General features: G+C 55.0%; 20 protein-coding genes and 2 tRNA genes. 7 read left to right on the top strand and 15 right to left on the bottom strand.

Going from position 1 to position 22,710, the window contains the following annotated elements:
• Positions 1-53 precede the first annotated feature (53 nt).
• Together AC2Q8J_RS04175 and AC2Q8J_RS04180 are read right to left on the bottom strand one after the other, a co-directional pair.
• On the bottom strand, positions 54-1,484 hold the full coding sequence (locus AC2Q8J_RS04175; protein ID WP_486452171.1) for a DUF4384 domain-containing protein: 1,431 nt from the start codon (positions 1,482-1,484) through the stop codon (positions 54-56).
• Positions 1,477-3,687, bottom strand: coding sequence for a CHAT domain-containing protein (locus AC2Q8J_RS04180; RefSeq protein ID WP_486452172.1), 2,211 nt, complete (start codon positions 3,685-3,687; stop codon positions 1,477-1,479). Before AC2Q8J_RS04180 ends, AC2Q8J_RS04175 begins: the two co-directional genes overlap by 8 nt.
• Positions 3,688-4,157: 470 nt before the next feature.
• Between AC2Q8J_RS04180 and AC2Q8J_RS04185 the strand changes: the two genes are divergently transcribed.
• The 3 genes from AC2Q8J_RS04185 (at position 4,158) to AC2Q8J_RS04195 (ending at position 7,293) form a co-directional block, all read left to right on the top strand.
• Complete coding sequence (locus tag AC2Q8J_RS04185) at positions 4,158-4,745, top strand: PaaI family thioesterase (protein ID WP_204995710.1); 588 nt, start codon at positions 4,158-4,160, stop codon at positions 4,743-4,745.
• A gap of 47 nt (positions 4,746-4,792) precedes the next feature.
• Entirely contained in the window at positions 4,793-6,850 is a 2,058-nt protein-coding gene (locus AC2Q8J_RS04190) for a TonB-dependent receptor (protein ID WP_486452173.1), read from the top strand.
• Positions 6,851-7,023: 173 nt separating this feature from the next.
• Entirely contained in the window at positions 7,024-7,293 is a 270-nt protein-coding gene (locus tag AC2Q8J_RS04195; protein WP_286694913.1) for a hypothetical protein, read from the top strand.
• 9 nt (positions 7,294-7,302) lie between these two features.
• Here AC2Q8J_RS04195 and AC2Q8J_RS04200 read toward each other — a convergent pair whose 3' ends face one another.
• Together AC2Q8J_RS04200 and AC2Q8J_RS04205 are read right to left on the bottom strand one after the other, a co-directional pair.
• Complete coding sequence (locus AC2Q8J_RS04200) at positions 7,303-8,310, bottom strand: tryptophan--tRNA ligase (protein WP_486452174.1); 1,008 nt, start codon at positions 8,308-8,310, stop codon at positions 7,303-7,305.
• A gap of 73 nt (positions 8,311-8,383) precedes the next feature.
• Complete coding sequence (locus tag AC2Q8J_RS04205) at positions 8,384-9,487, bottom strand: tRNA-queuosine alpha-mannosyltransferase domain-containing protein (protein ID WP_486452175.1); 1,104 nt, start codon at positions 9,485-9,487, stop codon at positions 8,384-8,386.
• A gap of 128 nt (positions 9,488-9,615) precedes the next feature.
• Here AC2Q8J_RS04205 and AC2Q8J_RS04210 point away from each other — a divergent pair, with 128 nt between their 5' ends.
• Complete coding sequence (locus AC2Q8J_RS04210; protein ID WP_486452176.1) at positions 9,616-10,407, top strand: enoyl-CoA hydratase/isomerase family protein; 792 nt, start codon at positions 9,616-9,618, stop codon at positions 10,405-10,407.
• Between the two features lie 34 nt (positions 10,408-10,441).
• Here AC2Q8J_RS04210 and AC2Q8J_RS04215 read toward each other — a convergent pair whose 3' ends face one another.
• The 4 genes from AC2Q8J_RS04215 to tsaB all read right to left on the bottom strand — a co-directional run bounded on the left by AC2Q8J_RS04215 (position 10,442) and on the right by tsaB (position 14,280).
• A complete protein-coding gene (locus AC2Q8J_RS04215) occupies positions 10,442-11,722 on the bottom strand; it encodes a M18 family aminopeptidase (RefSeq protein WP_486452177.1) in 1,281 nt (426 codons plus the stop codon).
• 18 nt (positions 11,723-11,740) lie between these two features.
• Positions 11,741-12,640: an NAD(P)-dependent oxidoreductase gene (locus AC2Q8J_RS04220; protein ID WP_486452178.1), complete on the bottom strand. Its 900-nt coding sequence runs from the start codon at positions 12,638-12,640 to the stop codon at positions 11,741-11,743.
• A gap of 43 nt (positions 12,641-12,683) precedes the next feature.
• Entirely contained in the window at positions 12,684-13,484 is an 801-nt protein-coding gene (locus tag AC2Q8J_RS04225) for an undecaprenyl-diphosphate phosphatase (RefSeq protein ID WP_027872785.1), read from the bottom strand.
• Between the two features lie 121 nt (positions 13,485-13,605).
• Positions 13,606-14,280 (bottom strand): tRNA (adenosine(37)-N6)-threonylcarbamoyltransferase complex dimerization subunit type 1 TsaB, encoded by a 675-nt coding sequence (gene tsaB, locus AC2Q8J_RS04230; RefSeq protein WP_486452179.1) that lies wholly within the window; start codon positions 14,278-14,280, stop codon positions 13,606-13,608.
• 107 nt (positions 14,281-14,387) lie between these two features.
• Here tsaB and mobA point away from each other — a divergent pair, with 107 nt between their 5' ends.
• Positions 14,388-14,969, top strand: coding sequence for a molybdenum cofactor guanylyltransferase MobA (gene mobA, locus AC2Q8J_RS04235; RefSeq protein ID WP_486452180.1), 582 nt, complete (start codon positions 14,388-14,390; stop codon positions 14,967-14,969).
• A gap of 66 nt (positions 14,970-15,035) precedes the next feature.
• On the opposite strand, the gene katG is transcribed toward mobA, so the two are convergent.
• The 3 genes from katG to uvrB form a co-directional block, all read right to left on the bottom strand.
• Positions 15,036-17,216 (bottom strand): catalase/peroxidase HPI, encoded by a 2,181-nt coding sequence (gene katG, locus AC2Q8J_RS04240; RefSeq protein ID WP_486452181.1) that lies wholly within the window; start codon positions 17,214-17,216, stop codon positions 15,036-15,038.
• A gap of 310 nt (positions 17,217-17,526) precedes the next feature.
• Positions 17,527-17,603: transfer RNA gene (locus AC2Q8J_RS04245), tRNA-Val, on the bottom strand.
• A 59-nt stretch (positions 17,604-17,662) separates the two neighbouring features.
• Entirely contained in the window at positions 17,663-19,690 is a 2,028-nt protein-coding gene (gene uvrB / locus AC2Q8J_RS04250; protein WP_204997058.1) for an excinuclease ABC subunit UvrB, read from the bottom strand.
• 199 nt (positions 19,691-19,889) lie between these two features.
• Here uvrB and AC2Q8J_RS04255 point away from each other — a divergent pair.
• A tRNA-Asn gene (locus tag AC2Q8J_RS04255) sits at positions 19,890-19,965 on the top strand.
• Between the two features lie 335 nt (positions 19,966-20,300).
• Here AC2Q8J_RS04255 and AC2Q8J_RS04260 read toward each other — a convergent pair.
• The 3 genes from AC2Q8J_RS04260 to AC2Q8J_RS04270 are packed head-to-tail and all read right to left on the bottom strand — an operon-like array spanning position 20,301 to position 21,824.
• Positions 20,301-21,164, bottom strand: a complete 864-nt coding sequence (locus AC2Q8J_RS04260) for a hypothetical protein (RefSeq protein WP_486452182.1) — start codon at positions 21,162-21,164, stop codon at positions 20,301-20,303.
• Positions 21,136-21,549 (bottom strand): thermonuclease family protein, encoded by a 414-nt coding sequence (locus tag AC2Q8J_RS04265; RefSeq protein WP_486452183.1) that lies wholly within the window; start codon positions 21,547-21,549, stop codon positions 21,136-21,138. Before AC2Q8J_RS04265 ends, AC2Q8J_RS04260 begins: the two co-directional genes overlap by 29 nt.
• 32 nt (positions 21,550-21,581) lie before the next feature.
• Positions 21,582-21,824, bottom strand: a complete 243-nt coding sequence (locus AC2Q8J_RS04270; RefSeq protein ID WP_486452184.1) for a hypothetical protein — start codon at positions 21,822-21,824, stop codon at positions 21,582-21,584.
• 71 nt (positions 21,825-21,895) lie between these two features.
• Between AC2Q8J_RS04270 and AC2Q8J_RS04275 the strand changes: the two genes are divergently transcribed.
• Positions 21,896-22,234, top strand: a complete 339-nt coding sequence (locus AC2Q8J_RS04275; protein ID WP_486452185.1) for a hypothetical protein — start codon at positions 21,896-21,898, stop codon at positions 22,232-22,234.
• A gap of 5 nt (positions 22,235-22,239) precedes the next feature.
• On the opposite strand, the gene AC2Q8J_RS04280 is transcribed toward AC2Q8J_RS04275, so the two are convergent.
• Entirely contained in the window at positions 22,240-22,677 is a 438-nt protein-coding gene (locus AC2Q8J_RS04280) for a hypothetical protein (protein ID WP_486452186.1), read from the bottom strand.
• Positions 22,678-22,710: the final 33 nt, after the last annotated feature.

Below are 22,710 nucleotides of genomic sequence, written 5' to 3' on the forward strand. Positions count from 1 at the left end.
AGTCCGGCCTCTGGTACCATCTCTTCCTAAGTTAGCTAATAAACATAGCCAACTTATTCATAAGTAGAAAAAACCAAGAAAGATTCGGCCTTTGCTTTCGCTGCTTTGCGAATCTTCTTTAACCCTCTAGTCCGATCGCTACGTACCTGATTTGTTTTCTGCTCTCCTATCAAGAAGTAGCCACTAGTCGCGTCGTAAAAATGTAGAGGCAGATTGTCCACTGGCGTGTCCTCAGAAGCGAACACTTGAAGTCGCTCTGTGCCAAACGGTGGCGAAACTTCGAACTCGCCCAACGACACCCACCTGTTCACTTGCTCGGCAGATACATATTGAACAAATTGCTCGCGACCACTGCCGTAAGAAACCGGCAATAAATACTGTATGTCTCTGCCATTTTCGGCACTATAACCGACCACATAAAAATAACCGGGACGATTTAGTTTCACTAAAAGCTCCAGCGAGTCCCCCGCCTCAAAAGCCAAATTCCGCATACCTTTATTTGTGGCCACCGCAACCGAAAAATCGCCAGAGATAGCTAAACCTTTGCGCAATAGCTGGTCGAAATCTATTGAACTGGGCTCGGTCTCATAGATGGAATACGCCTCTGGAAGCAGATGAATTTGCTTTACTTGCACAGTGCTATTGCCCTGCAGATCGACTAGTTCGTAACTAAGATCCATACCCTTATCGTTCACCATATAACTGCCAAGCAGTTTATAGCGCGGTGCCTGCTTTTTTAGTCTGGCGCCTAGCTGCGTCTCAAGCTCCTTGAGAAATGCGCGCCCAAATGGGGTCAACTCTTGCGAATCCGGCGTAAACGGCGGCGCAACGCTCACACTTTCCCCTGAAACATCGTCAACAATAAGCGCAGCGGCGGCGCGCAGCGACGAAACATTAAAGCGAGCTGACGACTGCCATTTTTCCACAACCGAGGCGATATCACGGTGGTTGAACTCAGAGCCCAAGCCCAGAAATCCAGCGACGCGGCGAAGCTTTTGATAATTATTCAAGGCGGTGGCCAAGGCTTTTCCAGCGGGGTACTTCGCATCGGCGCTTGCTGATTGATAGCGGACGTAGTCGTCACGTAGCCCAATTTCAGATTGCGTTAGGGCGCTCTGGTAGCGCGGACGAGCGGCCTCAGAGTCAAATACTGCGTGACACTCGTACTCCTTACTCGTGACCTCGCAGCTAACGGGAACCTGCAAAAGGGGAATATCCGTCTCTGAAATCGAGCGTTGGGAAAAACTACTGCCCTCATAGCTTTGCCGAACTTCGGTTGTGGACTCCACTCGCACAAAGAGCTGCTGAGCCAAATCAACATATGCAAGCTGCACTGCCTTCTCTCTGGAGTCGCCATAACCCACCCCAACCATCTCTTGTGCATAGCTGCCATGAGCACAGAACAGGGCGATCCATACTGACATAAAAGAAATCTGTTTACACCGGTCAGCCATCATCATTGACATCACCTTAAAATCAGTCATATTGCCCCGTTAGCTGGAAGGCTGCCCAGTAGTAAGGATGGCCATACTCTCCCCCCTTCAATGCCAACTGCGCCTGCCGCAACGCCGCGCTCTTCCCCTGCTCCGGCAAACCTTGATAAAAGGCCTGCATCAGCTTATTGGTCGCCGCATCGCTTACCTTCCACAAACTGGAGACGATCGACTCCGCCCCCGCGTACAGAAAACCGCGGGTAAAACCGATCACATCGTCGCCGCCAGTAACTTCTCCGAGCGCAGTCTCGCAGGCCGAGAGCGTGACCAGATCCGCATTTAGCCGCAAATCAAATAACTCTGCGACCGATAACAACCCATCGTCCCGATCACTCGCCGAAAGCAGTAAAGCGGAAGCCATCGGGTCTTCGGCGTTAAAAATACCGTGGGACGCGATGTGTAAGTATCGATAATTTCCAGCATTAGCCTTCAGCAGGGTCTCGCTGGCGTTTTTACGCAGCAAAACATTGGTACCGGGGCGTATCTGACCGAGATTAATAGCCTCAACCTCGGCACCCGGCAGGTCCATCGAGGCATCGTCTAGATCAGGGTTACCCAGCACCAACATACGACGGTTTTCGCTTTGCGAGTCTTTATCTAAAAATTGGAGAACCGAGGCACTTGGCAAGACGCGAACTTCAAAGTGCTCGAGCAAATAACGCTCACCGTCGTACAAGGCTGCAAAAGGCAGGTAATGCAGTGTTCCATGAGGGACAACTGTAAGGCGTTTAAAACCCTGTATCGCGTCTTCTACGGGCTGCACTAGGCTGGCGTATAATTGGTGGCTGCTGCGCTCAAACTGGGTGGAGTTGGGGTTTTGCAAATCACTGCGCAGCGCCGCCACTTGGGTGTCGAGGTTAGTGACCGGTAGTTTGGCCGCAGACACACCTTCACGACTAAGGATAAACACCCAGAGATCGTCACCCTCGCCAAAGTATTCCAACAGGCCTTCGCCCTCCTGCAAGGAGGATTGCAGTTGGGCAATACGCGGCGAGGTCACAGTCCGCAATGAGGTGAATTCCGGCGCCATTTCTTGAAGGCTGTTCTGGTATTTACGCAGCAATCCTCGGGTAACTGAACGCTGACTATCATCATTCAGATTAATCGCCGCGAGAGAGGTCTCCGCATCGTTAATAGAGGCGAGAAGCTCTTGCAGTTGATCGCTACCTTGCGGCTCAGGGTGCGCATCACGGGAGGCCAACAAATCAATCAGCGCCCGTGCCTTTGCACGCTCGGCGTATTCTATTGCGCGATCAGCTTGGTCTCGCGATACATACAGGGCGACCAAGTCGCGATACACCGAGAGCTTGTCATTGACGAAACCCAGTTTGGAGGTATCCAGCGATAGACTCGAGCGCTGCGCTTCAAGCAGCTCAACTGCTTCACTCAGTACGCTGATGGCAATGTCGTCGCTGCCTGCGGATAACTGTAGCCGACCGTATTCTTGCAGTGCGGCAAATTTCAAGCCGCCAAATACATCAATAAATTCATGCTGCAATAATTGCTGATAGCAGGACTCGGCACTTTTTGCCTTCAGCTTGTAAAGGGTGTGGCACAGCATCGCTTCGCTTTCCAAGCTGAAGTACCGACCCCACTTATCGGTTGATACCCCCGTCACCGCGCCCACTAAATAGTAGGCTGGATTGAGCTTCATCATTGCCTCGTAGAGCAGCTTATCGGTTTTGGCCTCCTCATTGCTTAGCGTATTAAGCGCCGAGATATAGTCTCCAATCGCAATATACCCCCTGGCCAGCCAAGCACGCTTTTCAGGCTCCATATAACTAACTAGCATACGACTCATGTCAACTGCAGATAGCTCTTGCAAATATTCCCGTGCTACATTCGTGGAGCCATACAGCCCCTCATAGACGGCCGCAACACCGAGTACACGAGGGGCTACTAGAGCACGCCCGATATCGATGTATTTCACTTCATTGAATTTATAGTCGCCGGGCTGACCTCGCACGGCATTAACGGCAGGCTCTAAGTACACCGGCACCATCTCAATCTGGGCTCGACTCAAAGCCGCTTCGGCTTTAAGGCCACTAATGAACGCCGTCGTAAAATCGCGTGACTTCTTGTCGTACCCCGTTGGATGTCTGAACAACAAGCGCCCGTCAGCAACATGATGCAACTCCATCTGCTCAATACAATGATCAAAGCCTTTGAAGTTCTGCACCTTTACGAAATTCATGCATAAATTTCGTACGCCATTCACATGCAAATTTGCGTAATCATGCTGGTAGTTTCCAGCGATCGCATTTTCGCGCCCCCACTGACCGGACAAATCAAGGCCCGCGCAGCCGCCTATAGCAATTAGCGGCAACAAGAGTATGGATTTGAATAAATTCCGTGCAAAGATATGCATAAAGATGCCTTATTGTCTGCGCCCAACGAAATACCATCAGCAGTTTACCCTAGCGGTGTTTGTTGCGCGTTTATTAAAAAAACGGCTCTCATCGACGCGACATGATGCAGCGAGCCATAGCCTCCCCTTGGTCGCACCATTAAGTATGCCTCCACATACTAACAAGCCCCGATATAGCAACCGATAAAAACAACCGCTCACTAGATACGCCTCGCAAGGACTTTGCAAGCATAACGGTGGCTATTACACTGCGGCTCTTGTTTTATTTAGTCATTACAATAAGGAACGACGGACACATGTCGGCCAATACTGCCTCATCGCAATTGCTTCGCCTCAGTCGGGCGCTACAGGAAAGTCTAGAACTCAGCATTGACGTTAACGCCGATGCGGAGCGGCTCGCTGAACTTGCCAGCCAGGTGGAAGCGCTGAACGATCAGCTCAGTGCTCACCAGGGCGAGAAGATCATGCCCTATTTCAATATGGAGTTTGGTGATGAGCTGCGCGAGGCCCTGCCCTACGGCCCCGCCACCGGCCGCTACAATGCGTACTCTCCCGATATGGAAGTTGTGGTAGAGAATGACCGCGTAGTCAGTGATATCTGCTTCGGCAAACGTCACGAGGGCCCGCCAAATAGCGTGCACGGCGGCGTGACGAGCCTGGTTTTCGACCAATTACTGGCCTTTGCCTGCCTGCGCAATGGCACCCCGGGCTATACCGCATCGCTGAAGGTCAATTACCGGCGCCCTGTCCCGCTATACAAAACGCTGCGCTTCGACACGTGGCTGGAAGATATCGGTGAGCGCAAAATTATCGCCCACGGTGAGTGTCGTGATGGCGACGACGTACTTGCCTCATCTGAAGGCTTGTTTATCCGAATCGTGTAATATTCAACCTGCTACTAGCCACCCTGACACTAACGGGATCGAACCGAATGAATCTTGTAAGACTGCGCCCACTAAGCCTGCTGTTGGCAGGCATGAGCCCTATACTCTGGGCGGATCAGGCACCAAGCACCAGCACAACGATGGAGCAAGTGTCCGTTACGGCTAGCCGAACTGAGCGCGACCCGCAGGATTTAAGCGTCGCTATCAGCGTGATAGACCAAGACAGCCTCGACCGAATCGGTCATACCCACATTAGCGAGCTACTGAGCCGTGCGCCGGGGGTGTGGATAAGCCGCGGCAACGGTCAGGAACACCTCACCGCGATTCGCTCCGGGGTGCTCACAGGCGCGGGAAGTTGTGGCGCGTTCTACTTCGCTGAAGACGGTATCCCGCTGCGCGGCCCTGGCTTCTGCAACGTCAACCAACTTTTTGATGTAAACAGCGAACAAGCGGCCCGCATTGAAGTGATTCGCGGCCCCGGTACTGCCGTGCACGGCAGCAACGCTCTCAATGGCGTTATCAACGTTGTCAGCCGGGCGCCCAGCGAAACACCAGAAACGCAGATCGCCGCGGAAGGCGGCCCCAATGACTACGGCCGCCTCAAGTTTAGCCATAGCAACACCGTGGGCAAGCACGGCTATCGCATTAGCGCACACGGCAGCAGCGATGGCGGTTACAAAGATGATTCTGGCTATGACCAGCAAAAGCTGTCGCTACGCCACAACTACAGCGGCGCAGTCTGGTCGGTGCAGTCGCTGCTATCCGCGGCAAACTTGCAACAAGAAACCGCGGGATACGTGCTCGGCAAAGACGCCTACAAAGACGACAGCCGCAAGCGTGAAAACCCCAACCCCGACGCATACCGCAATAGCAAAAATGTGCGCTTTTACAGCCGTTTTGAACGCGATGGCACCCAGGACAGCCACTTTGTAGTCACGCCGTATCTGCGCTACACCAATATGAGCTTTCTACAGCATTTTCTTCCCGGCACCCCGCTTGAAGAAAATGGCGAGCGCAGCGTCGGTGTGCAAACGGCGTTCTACCAGCAAAGCAGCGACAAACTTACCCTGCACAACGGCTTTGACATGGAACTGAGCCAAGCCTACCTGGAGCAGCAGCAGGACAGCGCCGGCTTTGGCCCCTTCCCTCAGGGAAAACACTACGACTACGAAGTCGATGCCCGCTACTTCGCCTGGTTTGTTGGCGGTGACTACGAGGTAAATGATACAACTCGCCTAAACTTCGGCGGGCGTTACGATATTCAGTTTTACGACTACGACAACCGCATGATTAGCGGCAACACCGCCGACGATGGCACCCCCTGTGCAACGGGCAACGGTGCTTGTCGCTACGCGCGGCCAGACGACCAAAGCGAACGTTTTAGAAATTGGTCTTTCCACGGCGGAGTGGTCCACCAGTTAAACGCCCATCACAGCTTTACCGCCAACCTCGCCCACGGGTTTCGGGCGCCTCAGGCCAGTGAACTCTATCGCCTGCAAAATCAGCAGCTCACATCCAAACTGGAGGAAGAGCTGCTGAATAGTGCAGAGATCGGACTGCGCGGCGAGTGGCAGGATTTCAGCTATCGAAGTGCGGTGTACTGGCTGCAAAAAGACGACGTCATTATTCAAGACAGCAACCGCCAGAATGTAAACGGCGGGCGCACAGAAAGCCGCGGCCTGGAACTTGAAGTGAACTGGGCGCTCACCGAGCAGCTGCTTTGGCGCCTGCAAGGCAGCTACGGCAAGCACCAGTACGACAACGATGCACTGACCAAAGCCGGCAACGAACTCGACACTGCCCCACGTCAGCTCGCCAGCACACAACTCGTCTGGCAGGCCACCCCAAGCACGGTGCTCAGCCTTGAAGCCGTGCACCAGAGTGAGTACTTCCTCGAAGCCGACAACCGCTTCCGCTACCCCGGGCATACACTGCTTCATGCTCGCTGGGTGCAGCACTACGGTGAGCACGTCTACAGCGTGGTACGGGTAAATAACATCGAGGATGTCGACTACGCAGAGCGCGCCGACTATGCGTTTGGCAACTACCGTTACTTTATCGGCGAGCCCCGCAGCGTCTTTGTTGAGCTTGGCGTCAATTTCTAGCCCCAATAGCCTGGGCAGGGTCTTACCCTGCCTAGGTATAACTCCATAGCTACGCTGCGGCTTACCCAAACACAGCGAGACCCAGGTCACCTTCCCGCGCTTCCCGTATTTTCTCTGTTCGGCAATTTCGCAATAGTCAGTAACCAGCGACACCGCGAATTCGGAGAGCAGCGATGACATACACCGCCATATTTACAGCCCTGTTAATATTACTGCTCAGTAGTGCAGCCAGCGCTCAGACTGAACGCGATTTTGCCGGCCAGTCGCTCGATCAGGTTATCGTGACCCCGGAGACCGTACGCTCAGCGATTGTGCCCGCGCAGCGGCTGCCAAAGTTGCAGCTTCGGTCCGACTCGGAGCGCTTCGAGCTCTCGCTGCGCCATCGCAATGGCACAACACTCACCCTCGGCCCCTTGGGCATTTCACTGTCTGCACGTTTTTAGTGCAAGAACCTAGCCGAAGCGTGACAAACCGACTGCACCGCGTACTTTATCGAGCATCGTTGCCGCCTCGGCGCGGGCTTTCTCTGCGCCTTTGGCCAGCTCAGCATCGAGGTAACTGCCGTCGTTAAGCATGGCATCGTAACGCTCGCGCGCCGCAGAAATTTGATCGTTGATCAATTCAAATAACTGCTTTTTAGCCTCGCCCCAGGCAATACCGTTTTCAAACTCGCGGCGCATGTACGCCGTTTGCTCGGCATTGGCAAAGGCCTGCCAAATTTGAAAAACCGTTGAGTCATCTGGGTCTTTGGGCTCACCCGGCTCCAACAGATTGGTTTTGATTTTATTGATGTGTTTTTTGAGTTTTTTCTCAGGCAAAAACAGCGGAATGGTATTGCCGTAGCTTTTACTCATTTTTCTGCCATCCAAGCCACTGAGCACCGCCACGTCTTCATCGACAACGGCCTCTGGCAGGGCAAATGTTTCACCGTAAATATGGTTAAAACGCTGAGCGATATCGCGCGCCATTTCCAAGTGCTGGGTTTGATCACGCCCCACCGGCACACGCTGCGCGTTAAACATCAGGATATCTGCCGCCATTAACACCGGGTAACAGAACAGCCCCATGGTGACACCGAAATCGGCGTCCTCGCCTTTTTCCTGATTGTCCTGCACCGCCGCCTTATAGGCGTGGGCACGGTTCATCAACCCCTTGCTCGCCACACAGTTGAGCACCCACATCAACTCCGTGATTTCCGGCACATCAGACTGGCGATAAAAGGTCGTGCGATCCGTATCCAGGCCCAACGCCAGCCACGTAGCCGCAATCTCACGGGCAGACTGATGCACCGCCGCCGGATCCTGACATTTGATCAACGCGTGGTAGTCGGCCAGAAAGAAAAAACTGTGTTGCTCGGTGGACTGACTCTCTGCAATTGCAGGGCGAATTGCCCCAACATAGTTGCCCAAATGCGGCGTGCCAGTGGTGGTAATACCGGTGAGAACCCGGGGCTTGGCCATGATGCTGTCCTGTATTCACGGAAAACGAAAAGCCGCCTATGATACTGACTGCTAGATGCGCTGTCACCGCCGCTTAGCGGCAAAGCGCCTCGAAATGACGCTGATACTCCGCGGCGATACACGGCCAATATAAGTCGGAAATATCGGGCGTCTGTAGCGCCCCGCAGCGCTTCTCTGCCAGCAATGCAGCCAGTGCCTGGCCGACCGACTCCGCTTCGACAGCGGGCGCATCCAGGGCGCTGTCGTATAAATACGGCGCATCAAACCACTGCGGGTAACACAAGCGCGCTGGCAACAATGGTCGGCAACCCGCCGCGACAGCCTCCATCACTGCCAAACCCTGAAAATCGTGCAGCGCCGTCGACAGCACCACATCACTGGCGGCCAAGAGTTTTTCGTACTGTTCGCGGCTTTCCATGTAACCAAAATGTTCGCAAGCCAGCGACTTGCTGCGGTTAAGCAAGCGCTCAATGTCACCGAAGACCTTGGGGCGTTTGCGAAACTGCTGGCCAATGATGTGTATGTCGAGAGGCAAGGCGGCGCGCTCGCAGGCCTGCAATACCGCGAGCAATTGCTCCGGGCCTTTATCGTATTCCCAGCGGTGATTCCACAACACCGACAAGCGCTCGCTCGGCAAGCGCGGCGCCGCTGGTGCTGGCGGTGCAATACCCACTGGCAGCACCTCGCTGTCGCTAAGACGGGTCATCACCTCACTGCGCGGGCTGAAGTCCGGCAACTTCGCCAGCAGCCTATCGGCACCCTCGATAAACGTTTGGCGGTTATAGTCGCTATTGAACAGCACCTTGTCTGCCGCCAGAGCGGTGTACAAATTTAGCATCTGAGGTTCAACGCCCTGTCGCTGCTGCGCGCTCACAGGGTAGGCGAACTGGTTTTCGTGGAAATACACCAGCGTCGGCAAGCGGCAAAGCGACGGGCATAACCCTCGCAGAGCAGATAAATCGGTCATCGATGTGGCGACCAGCAGATCGTAGTCGGCGTTTAGCGCTTCACTTTGCAACATTGCCCAACTCAGGCTATTACCGCGTAATCGCCAGCTAAAATGGCGTGGCGGCAGCGTCAGCACCGTCCACTGATGTGCTGGCATCGCCGCCACCAGACCGTCAGCCCAGGCTTTGTGACTATTCGCGTGGTAGGCCGACAATAGCAAGATCCGCACAGTTTCCCCTCACATTACAAAATCGTCGAAAGTATACTCGTTGACCCGACTACAGTGCTGCACTACCCTTCTTTCCCCACTATCTGGCCCCGCGCCACGTTCATTCACAACAATAGGCAAGCACTGACATGAGCCAATTTGACACCCTGCGCTTCGAACTTGAAAACGGTATCGCTCGCATTTCGCTAAACCGCCCCGACGCGGCACACAGTCTAAATCTACAAATGGCTCAGGAGCTGGCGCAAGCGGCCATTTTATGTGACAGCAATTCCGATGTGCGCGCGGTCGTGCTCACTGCTGACGGCAAAATGTTTTGTGCCGGCGGCGATGTACAAAGCTTTCATCAAGCGGGCGATGAGGCACCGCAACTGATTAAAGAAATTACCGCCAACCTGCACGCCGCCAACTCGCGTTTTGCCCGTATGCGCGCGCCGCTGATTGTCGCGGTAAATGGCACTGCCGCTGGCGCCGGTTTTAGCCTGGCGATGTCTGGCGATATTGTGCTGGCTTCCGAAAAGGCGAAGTTCACTATGGCCTACACCGGCATTGCGGTCAGCCCGGATGGCGGCTCGACCACCTGGCTGCCGCGCTTGGTCGGCCTGCGCCGCGCGCAGGAGTTGATTTACACCAACCGCGTTCTCAGTGCTGCCGAGGCGCTGGACTGGGGATTGCTCACCAAGGTGGTTGCCGACGAGGACCTCGCTACGGAAACCGACAAGATTGCCGCGCAACTCGCAGCGGGCCCTACCGAAGCCTATGCGCGCGCACGCGCACTGCTGCTGAGCAGCTACGAAAACGGACTGGAATGCCAGCTCGAACAGGAGAGCCGCGGAATTTCACACTGCGTGGGCAGCGCAGATGGTCAAGAGGGCTTGGCCGCGTTTGTAGAGCGCCGCAAGCCAAGCTTCAAGGGCGAGTAACACATTTGCGCCATGGGGCGTTCTGCGCGCAGCACTATTGCCGCGCGTAGAACGCTGCCAGTACCTGACTTAATCCAACCGCATCATCGGCGCCGGCAAGCTCACGTATTGAGTGCATAGCAAAGGTCGGCACACCGATATCCAGCGTTGCCACACCCAGTGCAGAGGATGTAATCGGCCCGATCGTGCTCCCACAAGCCATGTCGCTGCGCACCACAAAACTCTGCACCGGCTGCTGACACTGCTGGCATAGATGTCGGAAGGCCGCGCTGGTTTCACTGTTGGTGGCGTAGCGCTGATTGACGTTAATTTTTATTACGGCGCCGCGGTTCAGCAGCGGCCCATGATTCGCGTCGTGGCGGTCACTGAAATTGGGGTGAACACCGTGCGCATTGTCTGCCGAGATCATTAAAGAATGAGCAATGGCCCGCTGCCAGCGGCTTTCATCTCCGGCAATACGGCGCAACACCGACTCCAACATGGGCCCCTGAGCACCACTGCTCGACATACTGCCAACTTCTTCATGGTCGTTGCTGACAAGCACACTGTGTTGATCGGAGGGTGCCGACAGCAAGGCTTGCAAGCCGATAAAACAAGACAGCAGATTGTCCAAACGCGCACTGGCAATAAACTCCTGCTCAAGCCCGATTAGGGCAGCGCCCTGCACGTCGTAAAAGCTCAGTTCGTAGTCTAAAACCGTGTCGACATCACTACCGCCCTGCTCAATCAGCAACTGTTTGAGCAGAGCGTTGAAGTCGGGGGCTTTCTCAGGCTGACTGATCAATACCGGCAGATCGGTCTGGGCATTGATACTACGGTTACTGTTGGCCTCTCGGTCCAAATGAATCGCCAAGCTGGGAATACAACCAATCGCTCGCTCGGTGTTAATCAGGCGATTACGTAACTCGCCATCCTGGCTGCGGTAGCTAATGCGGCCTGCCAGGCCTAGGTCGCGATCAAACCAGGGGTTGAGCAGCGCGCCGCCGTACACATCCACACCGAGCTGAAAATACCCCTTCTTGTGCAGTACCGGGTTGGGCTTCACCTTCAAGCAGGGGCTGTCAGTGTGGGCACCGACCATCTTCCAGCCCTGCTGGGCAACATCACCCTGACCCACTCGAAAGGCTACAATTGAAGCGCCGTTGCGCAGGGTATAGTAGCCCTTGCCCGCTTCAAGCGACCAATCATCACGCTCATCCAGCGCGATAAACCCCGCGGCGTCCAGCGCTGCAGCCATATTGCTCGCCGCGTGAAACGGCGTCGGGCTGGCATCTAAAAATGCCATCAATTGCTGGTTAAACGTTTGCTTATCCATATTCAATCCGATCACTCGCTAACCCTTGTCGCTGGAAGAACGTGCGTGGTGCTGCGAAGCCTGCAATGCTAACAGCAAACTTGATGTGTCTTTCCTACCGCCGCCCAGGCTTTGCACCTGTGCGTAAAATTGGTCGACCAAGGCCGTGACAGGCAGACTGCTGCCCTGCCGACGCGCCTCGTCGAGTACATACGACAGGTCCTTGCGCATCCAGTCCACGGCAAAGCCAAAGTCAAATTCCCCGGCCAGCATGGTTTCCGCTCGATTATCCATCTGCCAGGACTGGGCGGCACCCGCGCTGATCACATCCACAACCGCCGACATATCCAAGCCTGCGCGCTGACCAAAGTTCATTCCTTCCGCCAGACCCTGCAGCAGGCCGGCAATGCAGATCTGGTTGACCATTTTCGCCAACTGACCACTGCCAACCGCGCCAAGAAGACGGTACCGCGCCGCATAGCACTGTAATAACGGCTCAGCCTTGGCGAAAGCTGCCGGCTCACCGCCCGCCATTATTGTGAGCTTGCCGGACTCCGCTCCCGCTTGGCCACCCGATACGGGTGCATCAACAAACTGCAGGCCGGCATGTGCAGCGGACTGCGCCATCTCTCTTGCCAGCTCGGCAGAGGTCGTGGAATGGTCGACCACAACACCGCCACGCGGCATATGGGCAAACACACCTTGTTCGCCACACAGCACCTCGCGCACATCAGCGTCGGCGCCCAGACAAACTGCGACAACGTCGCGACCTGCCACCGCATCCGCGACGCTCGCGGCAACGCAGTCGGAATAGGTCGCTTGCCAGCGTTGGGCTTTTTCCACACTGCGGTTGTATACGCGCAGGTCTACCCCGGCCTTCGCAGCATGCCCCGCCATCGGAAAGCCCATCACACCCAAACCTAAAAATGCTGCCTTCATCACCCTCACCCGTTTTGTTTCACCGCGTTGCTGTGCTGCTCGATCAGGCTAGCACGACAGCGTAGATAATGATCGCCAGTACCACTCGGTATATGGCAAAGGGCATCATGCCGACCCGCTCCACCCACTTCATAAATACGCTGATACAGGCGTAGGCTGTTACCGCCGAAACGGCCAGACCGATTGCCAGCAGCTGCCAGGCGACATCACTGCCATGCTGCAGTAATTCCAGTAATTTATAACTACCCGCCGCCGCAATAATGGGCATGGACAACAAGAAGGAGAAGCGCGCGGCATCGCTGCGCCCCAAGCCTAATAACAGTGCCGCGGTCATGGTGATCCCCGAACGCGACGTGCCCGGCACCAACGCCAGCGCTTGTGCGAAGCCAACCAGCAATGCAATGCGCAGGCCGATATCAGCAATACTGCGACTGTGGCTCGAGTAGCGATCAACCAAACCGAGAATCACGCCAAACACTAACGTCGTTGTTGCCAGCACCACCCCACCGCGCAGGTGTTGCTCGATAATATCGTTAAAGATCAGTCCGGCAACCACGGCGGGCAGTGTTGCCACAATCACCATCCATGCAAGCCGGCTGTCGGCGCTGTGTTGCCGTGCCACCACACTTTGCGTCCAGGCGGTAAGCAGTGTGCTAACGTCTTTACGAAAATACGCCAGCACCGCCAACAGCGACCCCACATGCACGGCAACATCAAAAGCAAGGCCCTGATCTTCCCAGCCCAGCAAGGTTTGCGGCAGGACTAAATGCCCGGAACTGGAGATCGGCAAAAACTCCGTTAAGCCCTGAATTGCCGCCAATATCACCGCTTGCAGTGCATCCATTACACGCTTTCCTTTCTATCGAATTTGCTTGAGGCTGTTTATGCCAGTGCAATTGTAGTGTGAGCAGGGCCTTGGGCCGACCCACACTGTGACTGATTTTCTATTGTTTATAACGTACCGATTATTGCTTCTTCCATGCCACGCTTTCGCGTAAATAAACCGGCTGGGCCTGCTCGGCAGGCAACACCTTCCCTGCCAACACATCTGGCTTTGCCAGCTGCAGCGCGGCGGCGGCACTCGGCAGGATCGTTTGGTCAACAGTGGCTGGCGGGGCATCGCCAAAGCGCTCTGCATAGGTCCAGCCATCGCCGATACCCGCTGCGCCCGCAGCCGTATTGTCGACTTGCTCAGGTGGCAGCAACTGATCAGCGTTTAGCGGTGCAACCACGCCATCGCGGTACTGATAGCGACCGAAATACACCTCGTCCATGCGCGCATCCAGCGCCGGCAATATCATTGCGCCTTCGGCCACGCCCTCTCGGTCAGCGTAGAACTGCGCCATCGCCGCCAGGGTTGAAACCGGCACTACTGGCAATTCCGCCGCAAAAGCCAAGCCCTGAACTGTGGCAATGGCCACCCGCAAGCCCGTAAAAGAACCGGGGCCTGCCGTAAAAACGAGTGCATCCATCTGCGCGAGCGGCAGTGAATGCGCAGCTAACATCTCATCCACCATGGGCAGTAAAAATCGCGTGTGGGCGCGAGGCAGCATACGAAAATCTTCGTACACCTGCCCTTCATGCATCAGCGCAACAGAACACGCCGATGTTGAAGCATCGATGGCAAGCAGGGTTGTCATAGGGAGAGTATCCGACAGCGCTAAAAAACGCTGGCATGATAGCACAGCACAGCCCTAACATAGGCAGCGAACACGCCGAACTCATGGATAAAACAGGGTTTTCCTCAATGCCAGAAACCAATGCTGCCCAACCCTATAGCCTGTTAATTCTGGCTGGCGGACAGGGGCGCCGAATGCAGGGCAAAGACAAGGGCCTGCTGGACTGGCAAGGCCGACCGCTCATCGCCCACATTGTCGATGCGCTTGCTGAGAATGCCCATGAAGTGTTGGTAAGCTGCAACCGCAATAGCGACCGCTACCGGGACTATGGACGCCCCCTGCCCGACACACTTCCCGACTTCCCCGGCCCTTTGGCAGGGATCCTGGCCGGGCTTGAGGGCGCATCCCACGCGCAGGTTTTGGTGGTGCCCTGCGACAACCCCCGCCCGCCCACCGACCTCTATCAGCGACTGAGCGAGCAAAGCAGCAACGCAATTCGTTTTGCCTTTGACGGAGAGCAGGACCAGGTGTTGTACGCACTTATTCCTGTGAACCTCCGCGCAAGCCTGCACGGCTACTTACAGCGAGGCCGGCGCAGCGTTAAAGGCTGGTTCGAACGATGCCATGCTGAAAGAGTGGATTTCTCCGATCAGGCCGAGCGCTTTAAGAATATGAACCGGCCAAGCGATGCCGGACCTAAGCCGCAGTAGTGTAGGCAACAAAAAAGACGCGCCGGGGCGCGTCTTCAGGCCAAAGCATGGGACTAGCAGCGGTTATTACAAATCAAATCGATCCGCATTCATCACCTTCACCCACGCAGCGACAAAGTCGCGGACAAATTTTTCCTTGGCGTCGTCCTGGGCATAAACCTCGGCATAGGAGCGCAGAATCGAATTCGAACCAAACACCAGATCAACGCGTGTCGCCGTCCACTTCACCTCGCCACTAGCGCGGTCACGCAGCTCGAACAGGTTGTCGCTTACCGGCTTCCAGGCGTAGCGCATATCGGTTAGCGTGACAAAGAAGTCGTTAGTCAAACTGCCCACGCGGTCGGTAAACACGCCATGCTGGCTCCCACCGGCATTCGCGCCCAACACACGCATCCCGCCGATCAAGACTGTCATTTCTGGCGCGCTGAGCCCCAGCAACTGACTACGGTCCAACATCAACTCTTCGGCAGACACTGTGAAGTCAGCTTTCAGCCAATTTCGGAAAGCGTCGTGCAGCGGCTCCAACACCGCGAAAGACTCAATGTCTGTCATCTCTGCGGTGGCATCGCCGCGCCCGGGTGAAAACGGCACAGTGACTGCCACCCCGGCGTTTTGTGCGGCGTGTTCAACAGCCGCACTACCGGCCAGTACAATGAGGTCTGCCATGCTTACCGACACGCCCCGCGCTTCGCGCACCTTCTCGAGGGTTGTTAACACTTTGTTAAGGCGCTCGGGCTCGTTGCCCACCCAGTCACGCTGGGGTGCCAAGCGAATACGGCCACCATTCGCCCCGCCGCGACAATCCGAGTTTCGGAAAGTGCGCGCACTGTCCCAGGCGGTGGCGACCAACTCAGATACTGTCAAGCCACTGGCAAGTACAGCGCGTTTCAAGACTGCCACGTCACCTTCAGACAAGCGGGTTTCTGACGCCGGAATTGGGTCTTGCCAAATTAAGTCCTCGGCAGGCACGTCAGCGCCCAGATAACGGCTTTTAGGCCCGAGGTCGCGGTGCGTTAACTTAAACCAAGCGCGGGCGAACACCTCGGAAAAGTACGCCGGGTCTTTGTAGAACCGCTCGGCAATAACGCGATAGGCGGGGTCTTTAATCATCGCCATATCGGCATCAGTCATAATCGGATTATGGCGCTGCGACGGGTCGTTGGCATCAACCGGCTTGTCTTCTTCCTTGATGTCTATCGGCTCCCACTGCCAGGCGCCAGCCGGGCTCTTTTTCAGCTCCCAGTCGTAGGTAAACAGCAGGTAGAAGTAGCCGTTGTCCCACTGGGTGGGGTTGGTTGTCCAGGCACCCTCAAGACCACTGGTCACAGCGTCACGGCCTACCCCGCTTCCATTGGGGTTACGCCAGCCCAGGCCTTGCTCAGCAACATCGGCACCTTCCGGCTCGGGACCGAGGGCTTCCGCGTCGCCATTGCCGTGACATTTACCCACCGTGTGACCGCCAGCAGTGAGCGCTACAGTCTCCTCGTCGTTCATCGCCATGCGCGCAAAGGTAAGGCGAACATCCTCAGCAGTTTTTAGCGGGTCGGGCTTGCCATCAACGCCCTCTGGGTTAACGTAAATCAGGCCCATTTGCACTGCCGCGAGGGGATTGTCGAGCGCGCCGCGCTCATCACTATTCATGCGGTCTTGGCCCTTGCCAAGCCATTCGCTCTCAGACCCCCAATTAATATCCTTTTCCGGGTGCCAAATATCTTCGCGCCCGCCGGCGAAACCGTAGGTCTTCAGCCCCATCGACTCGTAAGCCATATTACCGGCCAGAATCATCAGGTCTGCCCAAGACAGCTTGTTACCGTACTTTTTCTTGATCGGCCACAACAGGCGCCGGGCTTTATCCAGATTGGCATTATCAGGCCAGCTATTTAGCGGGGCGAAGCGCTGGTTACCGGTAGCCGCACCGCCACGTCCATCGGCAATGCGGTAGGTGCCAGCAGCGTGCCATGCCATGCGAATCATCAGACCACCGTAGTGCCCCCAGTCGGCAGGCCACCAATCTTGCGAGTCCGTCATCAATGCCTTGAGGTCACTCTTAACCGCCTCCAGATCCAGCTGCTTAAACGCCTCTGCATAGTTGAAATCCTCGGCCATTGGATTGCTCTTGCGGTCGTGCTGGTGAAGCAAATCCAGATCCAGCGAATTGGGCCACCAGGATGCAACCTGCGTTTCTTGGCGTGTATTCGCGCCGTGCATTACCGGGCATTTACCACCCGAGGTAGAAGAACCAGTCATTGTCGATCTCCATTCATTAAGTCAGCGTATTCATTTTTTTAGCAACACCACCTGCCCTTGAACCTAGCACAGCTTTCTGACCAAGGTCGTCATTCAGCGTTCAGCAGCATTCTTTCCCTGTTCCGCAAAACGCGACAACGCGCTTTTCGGTCCAGGCACGACTAGTAAGCCTGCAGACAGAAAAAAGATAAAATCGATTATTAATATTAAAATGATAGATTTTGACAATGAACACTCAAACTGAGCGCCCAGTTAGTCCCGAAGAAAAGCCAGAAATGAAAAAGGCCCGCCATAGGCGAGCCTTTAAATTTGGTACGACCGAGTGGATTCGAACCACCGACCCCCACCATGTCAAGGTGGTGCTCTAACCAACTGAGCTACGGTCGTATTGTTGAGAGCCGCGCATTATAAGCAGGCAATTCGGGGAAGACAAGCCCGGTCGCCAATTAGCTAATAAACATGCGCTCCTTAATCTCGTGAAGCTTGTCGCGCAGTTTGGCCGCCGCTTCAAACTCGAGGTTTTTAGCGTGTTCCTGCATCTGCTGTTCCATCGTTTTAAGCATTTTCGCTAGTTCATTCGGCGCCAGGCTCTCTGCATCGAGCAGATAATCACCGGCGGGCTCAGCTGCTTTGCGCTGGTCACGTCCACGACGATTGGCTTTTGACCCCGGCGCCGCCGCTGCTTCCAAAATATCCTCAACGGACTTGTGCACGCCCTTGGGCACAATGCCGTGCGCCTCGTTGTGGGCAAGCTGCTTCTCGCGACGGCGCTCGGTCTCGTCAATAGCGCGGCGCATGGATCCGGTAATATTATCGCCGTACAAAATTGCCTTGCCGTTCAAGTTTCGCGCCGCGCGGCCAATTGTCTGTATTAAAGAGCGCTCAGAGCGCAGAAAGCCCTCTTTGTCTGCATCGAGTATCGCCACCAGCGACACTTCCGGCATGTCCAAACCCTCTCGCAGCAAGTTGATGCCGACAAGCACGTCGAATTTGCCGAGGCGTAAATCCCGGATGATCTCTACGCGCTCGACCGTGTCGATATCAGAGTGCAAATACCGGCAGCGAATATCATGCTCGTCGAGGTACTCAGATAAGTCCTCGGCCATGCGTTTGGTCAAGGTGGTGACCAACACCCGCTCTTTCTTTTCCACCCTCACGTTGATTTCTGACAGCAGATCATCAACCTGGGTACTGGCCGGACGGACCTCAACCGCGGGATCCACCAGCCCTGTGGGGCGCACGACTTGCTCAACGACACGCGCCGCGTGCTCTTCTTCATAAGGCCCTGGTGTTGCTGACACCAGAATTAACTGCGGCACAAGGCGCTCCCACTCCTCAAAGCGCATCGGTCGATTATCCAGCGCCGACGGCAGCCGGAAACCATACTGCACCAGCGTTTCTTTACGGGAGCGGTCACCTTTATACATCGCGCCAATTTGTGGAATGGTCACGTGAGACTCATCGATGACGACCAAGGCATTTTCAGGCAAATAATCAAACAAGGTTGGCGGCGCCGCCCCGGGCTCTCTGCCAGACAAATACCGAGAGTAGTTTTCGATGCCGTTGCAATAGCCCAGCTCGCGAATCATCTCCAGATCGTAGCGGGTGCGCTGCTCCAAGCGCTGCGCCTCGACGAGCAGCTCATTGCTGCGCAGTTGTTCCAAACGGTCCTTAAGCTCTAGCTCAATTTTATCCACTGCAGACAGCAGCGTTTCTCGCGGCGTTACATAGTGGCTTTTCGGGTAAATAGTGACCCGCGGCATCTTGCCGTACGACTCGCCCGTCAGCGGATCAAAACCGCTGATGCTGTCGATCTCGTCGTCAAACAATTCGACCCGCACCGCATCCTTTTCACTCTCGGCAGGAAAAATATCAATCACATCGCCCCGAACGCGGTAGGTGCCGCGCTGGAAAGCCATATCGTTGCGGGTGTATTGCAACTCGGCAAGGCGGCGCAGCAGCTTGCGCTGGTCGATACGTTCACCACGCACTAGGTGAAGCACCATTTTAAAATACAGCTCGGGGTCCCCCAGGCCGTAGATCGATGATACCGACGACACAATAATGGCATCGGAACGCTCCATCAGCGCCTTTGTCGCCGACAAACGCATTTGTTCAATATGGTCGTTTACCGACGCGTCTTTCTCTATGAACGTGTCTGACGCCGGCACATAGGCTTCGGGCTGGTAGTAATCGTAGTAGGAGACGAAATACTCCACCGCATTATTCGGGAAAAACTCTTTAAACTCGCCGTAAAGCTGAGCCGCAAGGGTTTTATTGGGCGCCATTACGATAGTCGGCCGCTGCAGTTGTTCCACCACATTTGCAATGGTGAAGGTTTTACCCGAACCGGTTACCCCCAGCAGCGTCTGCGCATGCAGACCCGCGTTCACCCCTTCCACCAAGCCCTTAATTGCAGAAGGCTGATCTCCGGCCGGAGCAAACTTGGAAACAACTTGAAAGGGCTTAGCCATAACTCTCCTCAACACTGGAATTGCTGGCAAAGCGGCCAGTTTACACCATTGTTGAGGGAGTACGCAGAAGCGCGTTCAAGCGATGGCTAAGCAGAGGAAAACGCTAGAAAAAATGCTTTTTAAAATTTTCTTGGCCAAAAGCTTGACGCCCCAAAGAATGGCCTTTAATATGCGCGGCCTCAGCTGTTGAGACAGCTATTCCGCCTTAGCTCAGTTGGTAGAGCAAATGACTGTTAATCATTGGGTCGCTGGTTCGAGCCCAGCAGGCGGAGCCAAACAAATCAAAGGGTTACATCGCAAGGTGTAACCCTTTTTTGTTGTTTGTCTAATAGCTGTCTAATAGACGATCCAAAAAGTGCTCACTCTCCCTCAAAGCAAAAGCCTCTCCGCTGGTCTACTATCAAGGCAGATCATGGAGGATCGCAGATGCTATTACTCGTCAGACGACCAGGCGAGGCGCTTGTCATTAACAGCAAATCACTTCGAGTCAAAGCAGTCCAACCGGGACGGATTGAATTGGAAATAGAGACCTTGAAGAGACCTAGGCCAAGTGGGAAAGCATAGAAGCCAAAGAACCGTTCCCAACCCTAAGCTGCATCGGCTGCTGCGCTTACTCATCAGGTATTTTTGTGTAAACCTCGCTGCCGTCAACAAGCTCACTTTTCAGTTTCATTGCAGAACTATCTTCACCAATCAAAGGGAAATACCAGTTACTGATCACTTGCCGCATTTCTTCTGCCGAAGGGTCGATCGACAGGTCCACCGATAAATTCTTCACGCGCCCAAAGTCAAATAAACGGTTACAAAGCGCCTGCACGTGAATAACATCTAATAGCTCGGAAACAACGTTTTCTTGTTTACATATAGGGCTTGGGGACTGGATATCAGCACTCAGGCCCCGAATTCTCGAACCTATAATTTGCAACCTATTTAGAATCTCGGTCAGATACTCTGCATATTCTGGCTCGGCGTAACGAATGGATGACCGAAATACCTCCCGGTACGATTCTGGTATTTCAGGCAGCCCAAAGCGTAGAAATATAGACTCCCTCTTTAAAGGGTCATCCTCATCAAAACCCGAGTAGACCAACCGATACTGCGACTCTACTCGCTGGAAGTAGAAATTTAACTCCGCCAGCGACTCTGTCAGAAAAGCCCTAGCCGCAACAAATTCTCGCCTACGCTGATCTTCAGCCAACTCCTCCTGCTTTTTGGCATGACGCCTAGCCGCGTATAAGCCGACAAAGCTTGCACAGAGAGCGATCATTGCCGCATTAAATGTTTGCCACTGACTCCACACGTCCTGCACATAACCCCAGCTTCGCCCTTGCGACCAGGGGATAACTACCATCGACAGAAAATACACAACCAGAACCAGCGAAATAACTATGACGCCAACTTTCTGAATTATCGGGTAAAAGTCCCTTTTCACACCACCACCCCAACTAGCACCAAGATACTTTTTTGCCGCCATCGTACGGCACTGCGTGCCCGGCGGCGATCAGGTCGGCGCCCAGGCTTTTGCCATCAATCCAAACGTCGGCGAGTAGCCGGAAGTATTTGCCCCGTTCTATCGCCCGCAGCTGGATTATGTTGCCGGCGCGGAGTTTGGCAACACTGAATTGTTTTGCGGCTCTGGCGGCCTCTTTCTCTGCCTGGCATTTCCCCCGCAGCTCGGGCGTGTCGATGCCCTTTATTCTTATGGGCATGCTCTCCCCGACGACCGATGGCCAGCCTTCGATGTTCGCGCGAAAAGTGTCGCCGTCGTAGATGGTGCGCACCTCACTTACCACTGCTGAGCCATATTCTTTGGCCACTGATTCCATCGTTGCGAGCAGCACCGCGAGGGCCCCAAGCACCCTGACACCTCTATTCAATATTCCCATCATCGTTATCGCTTCTTAACCACCACGCACTCTGCATTGACTGCAGGATGCTGGTCTTTGGTATTGGAGCGAATACCCTGCCTTTCCCTGTTTTTACCTACCATTTGAATCAGCTTTCCAGCCAACTTCCCTTTGGCAGACTCGCATAGCAGCGCCGTACGGAAACCATCTACCATCTCCATTTGCACATCGCGAATCGTCCCTTGGGCCGACGAAATATTCAGCGTCAGTACTAATACCCATTCCATAGCCACCCTCCATAATTGGCCCTAGCGTAGTCGATTGCGCCCTGAAAAATATACTGTATATTTATACAGCTATGATTTCACTGCGCTTTCAATTCAACGGCATAATGACGGTGCTTGCAGAGGGCAAGACGCCAAAGTTTTGCTGTGCGCCGGTGTTACTGAGAGACGGCGATTTTCAGCGCGTTCATTGGCTTGGGTTTATTGACCTGGAAGATGCAAAGGAGCTGACGGCGGCAAAGCCAGTGAAGCTGGATATACGGCAGTACAGCGTCACCCCCAGCTCATGGCCAAAGTGGCGCCCTATTCCACCGCACCTAGCGGTGCAAGGCTGCCTGACAGGTGACGGCGTTTACGCGGTGACTAAAGATGGAGCGCCGAGGCTGGTTGAGCGTAGGCGCAAGGTCAGGTAGCTCCTCTACAGGCCCAGCGCCGCGCGCTGGTCGCGCCCCCACTGTCGACACTCTTCTACGAACTCGCCAAAGGCGGCCACGGCTTCGGCTTCGCCGGGCTCAAAGGTGTATTGGCCTGTGAGCGCTCCGACGGAGATGCGAGCGAAATATAGTTCGTCTTCAAGGCTGTAGTGCTGCCGAATTCGCTCTTCCATTCGCTTGGCGATGAGCTTGCAGTGGGGGCTAGCCGCTTTGATGTTGTTGCGCAGAGTGTCGGTCATCTGCACTGGCTCTATGCTATCGGCGATCTGCTCAGGCTGATCTTCAGGGAGGGCTTCGCCCGCCGGAATTGCCACGTAGGTGATCCCGCCGAGCGTGCACAGCTCAGTGGAGCCTTCCGGTGCATTAAGGGTTTTGGTGGTTTCGCTGTCGATATGCTTTTGGTAGCTGACAATAGAGGTCATGATTTTGCTCCTGTGAACGAATAGCCAACTTTA

This window comes from Spongiibacter sp. C9W (assembly GCF_057370015.1).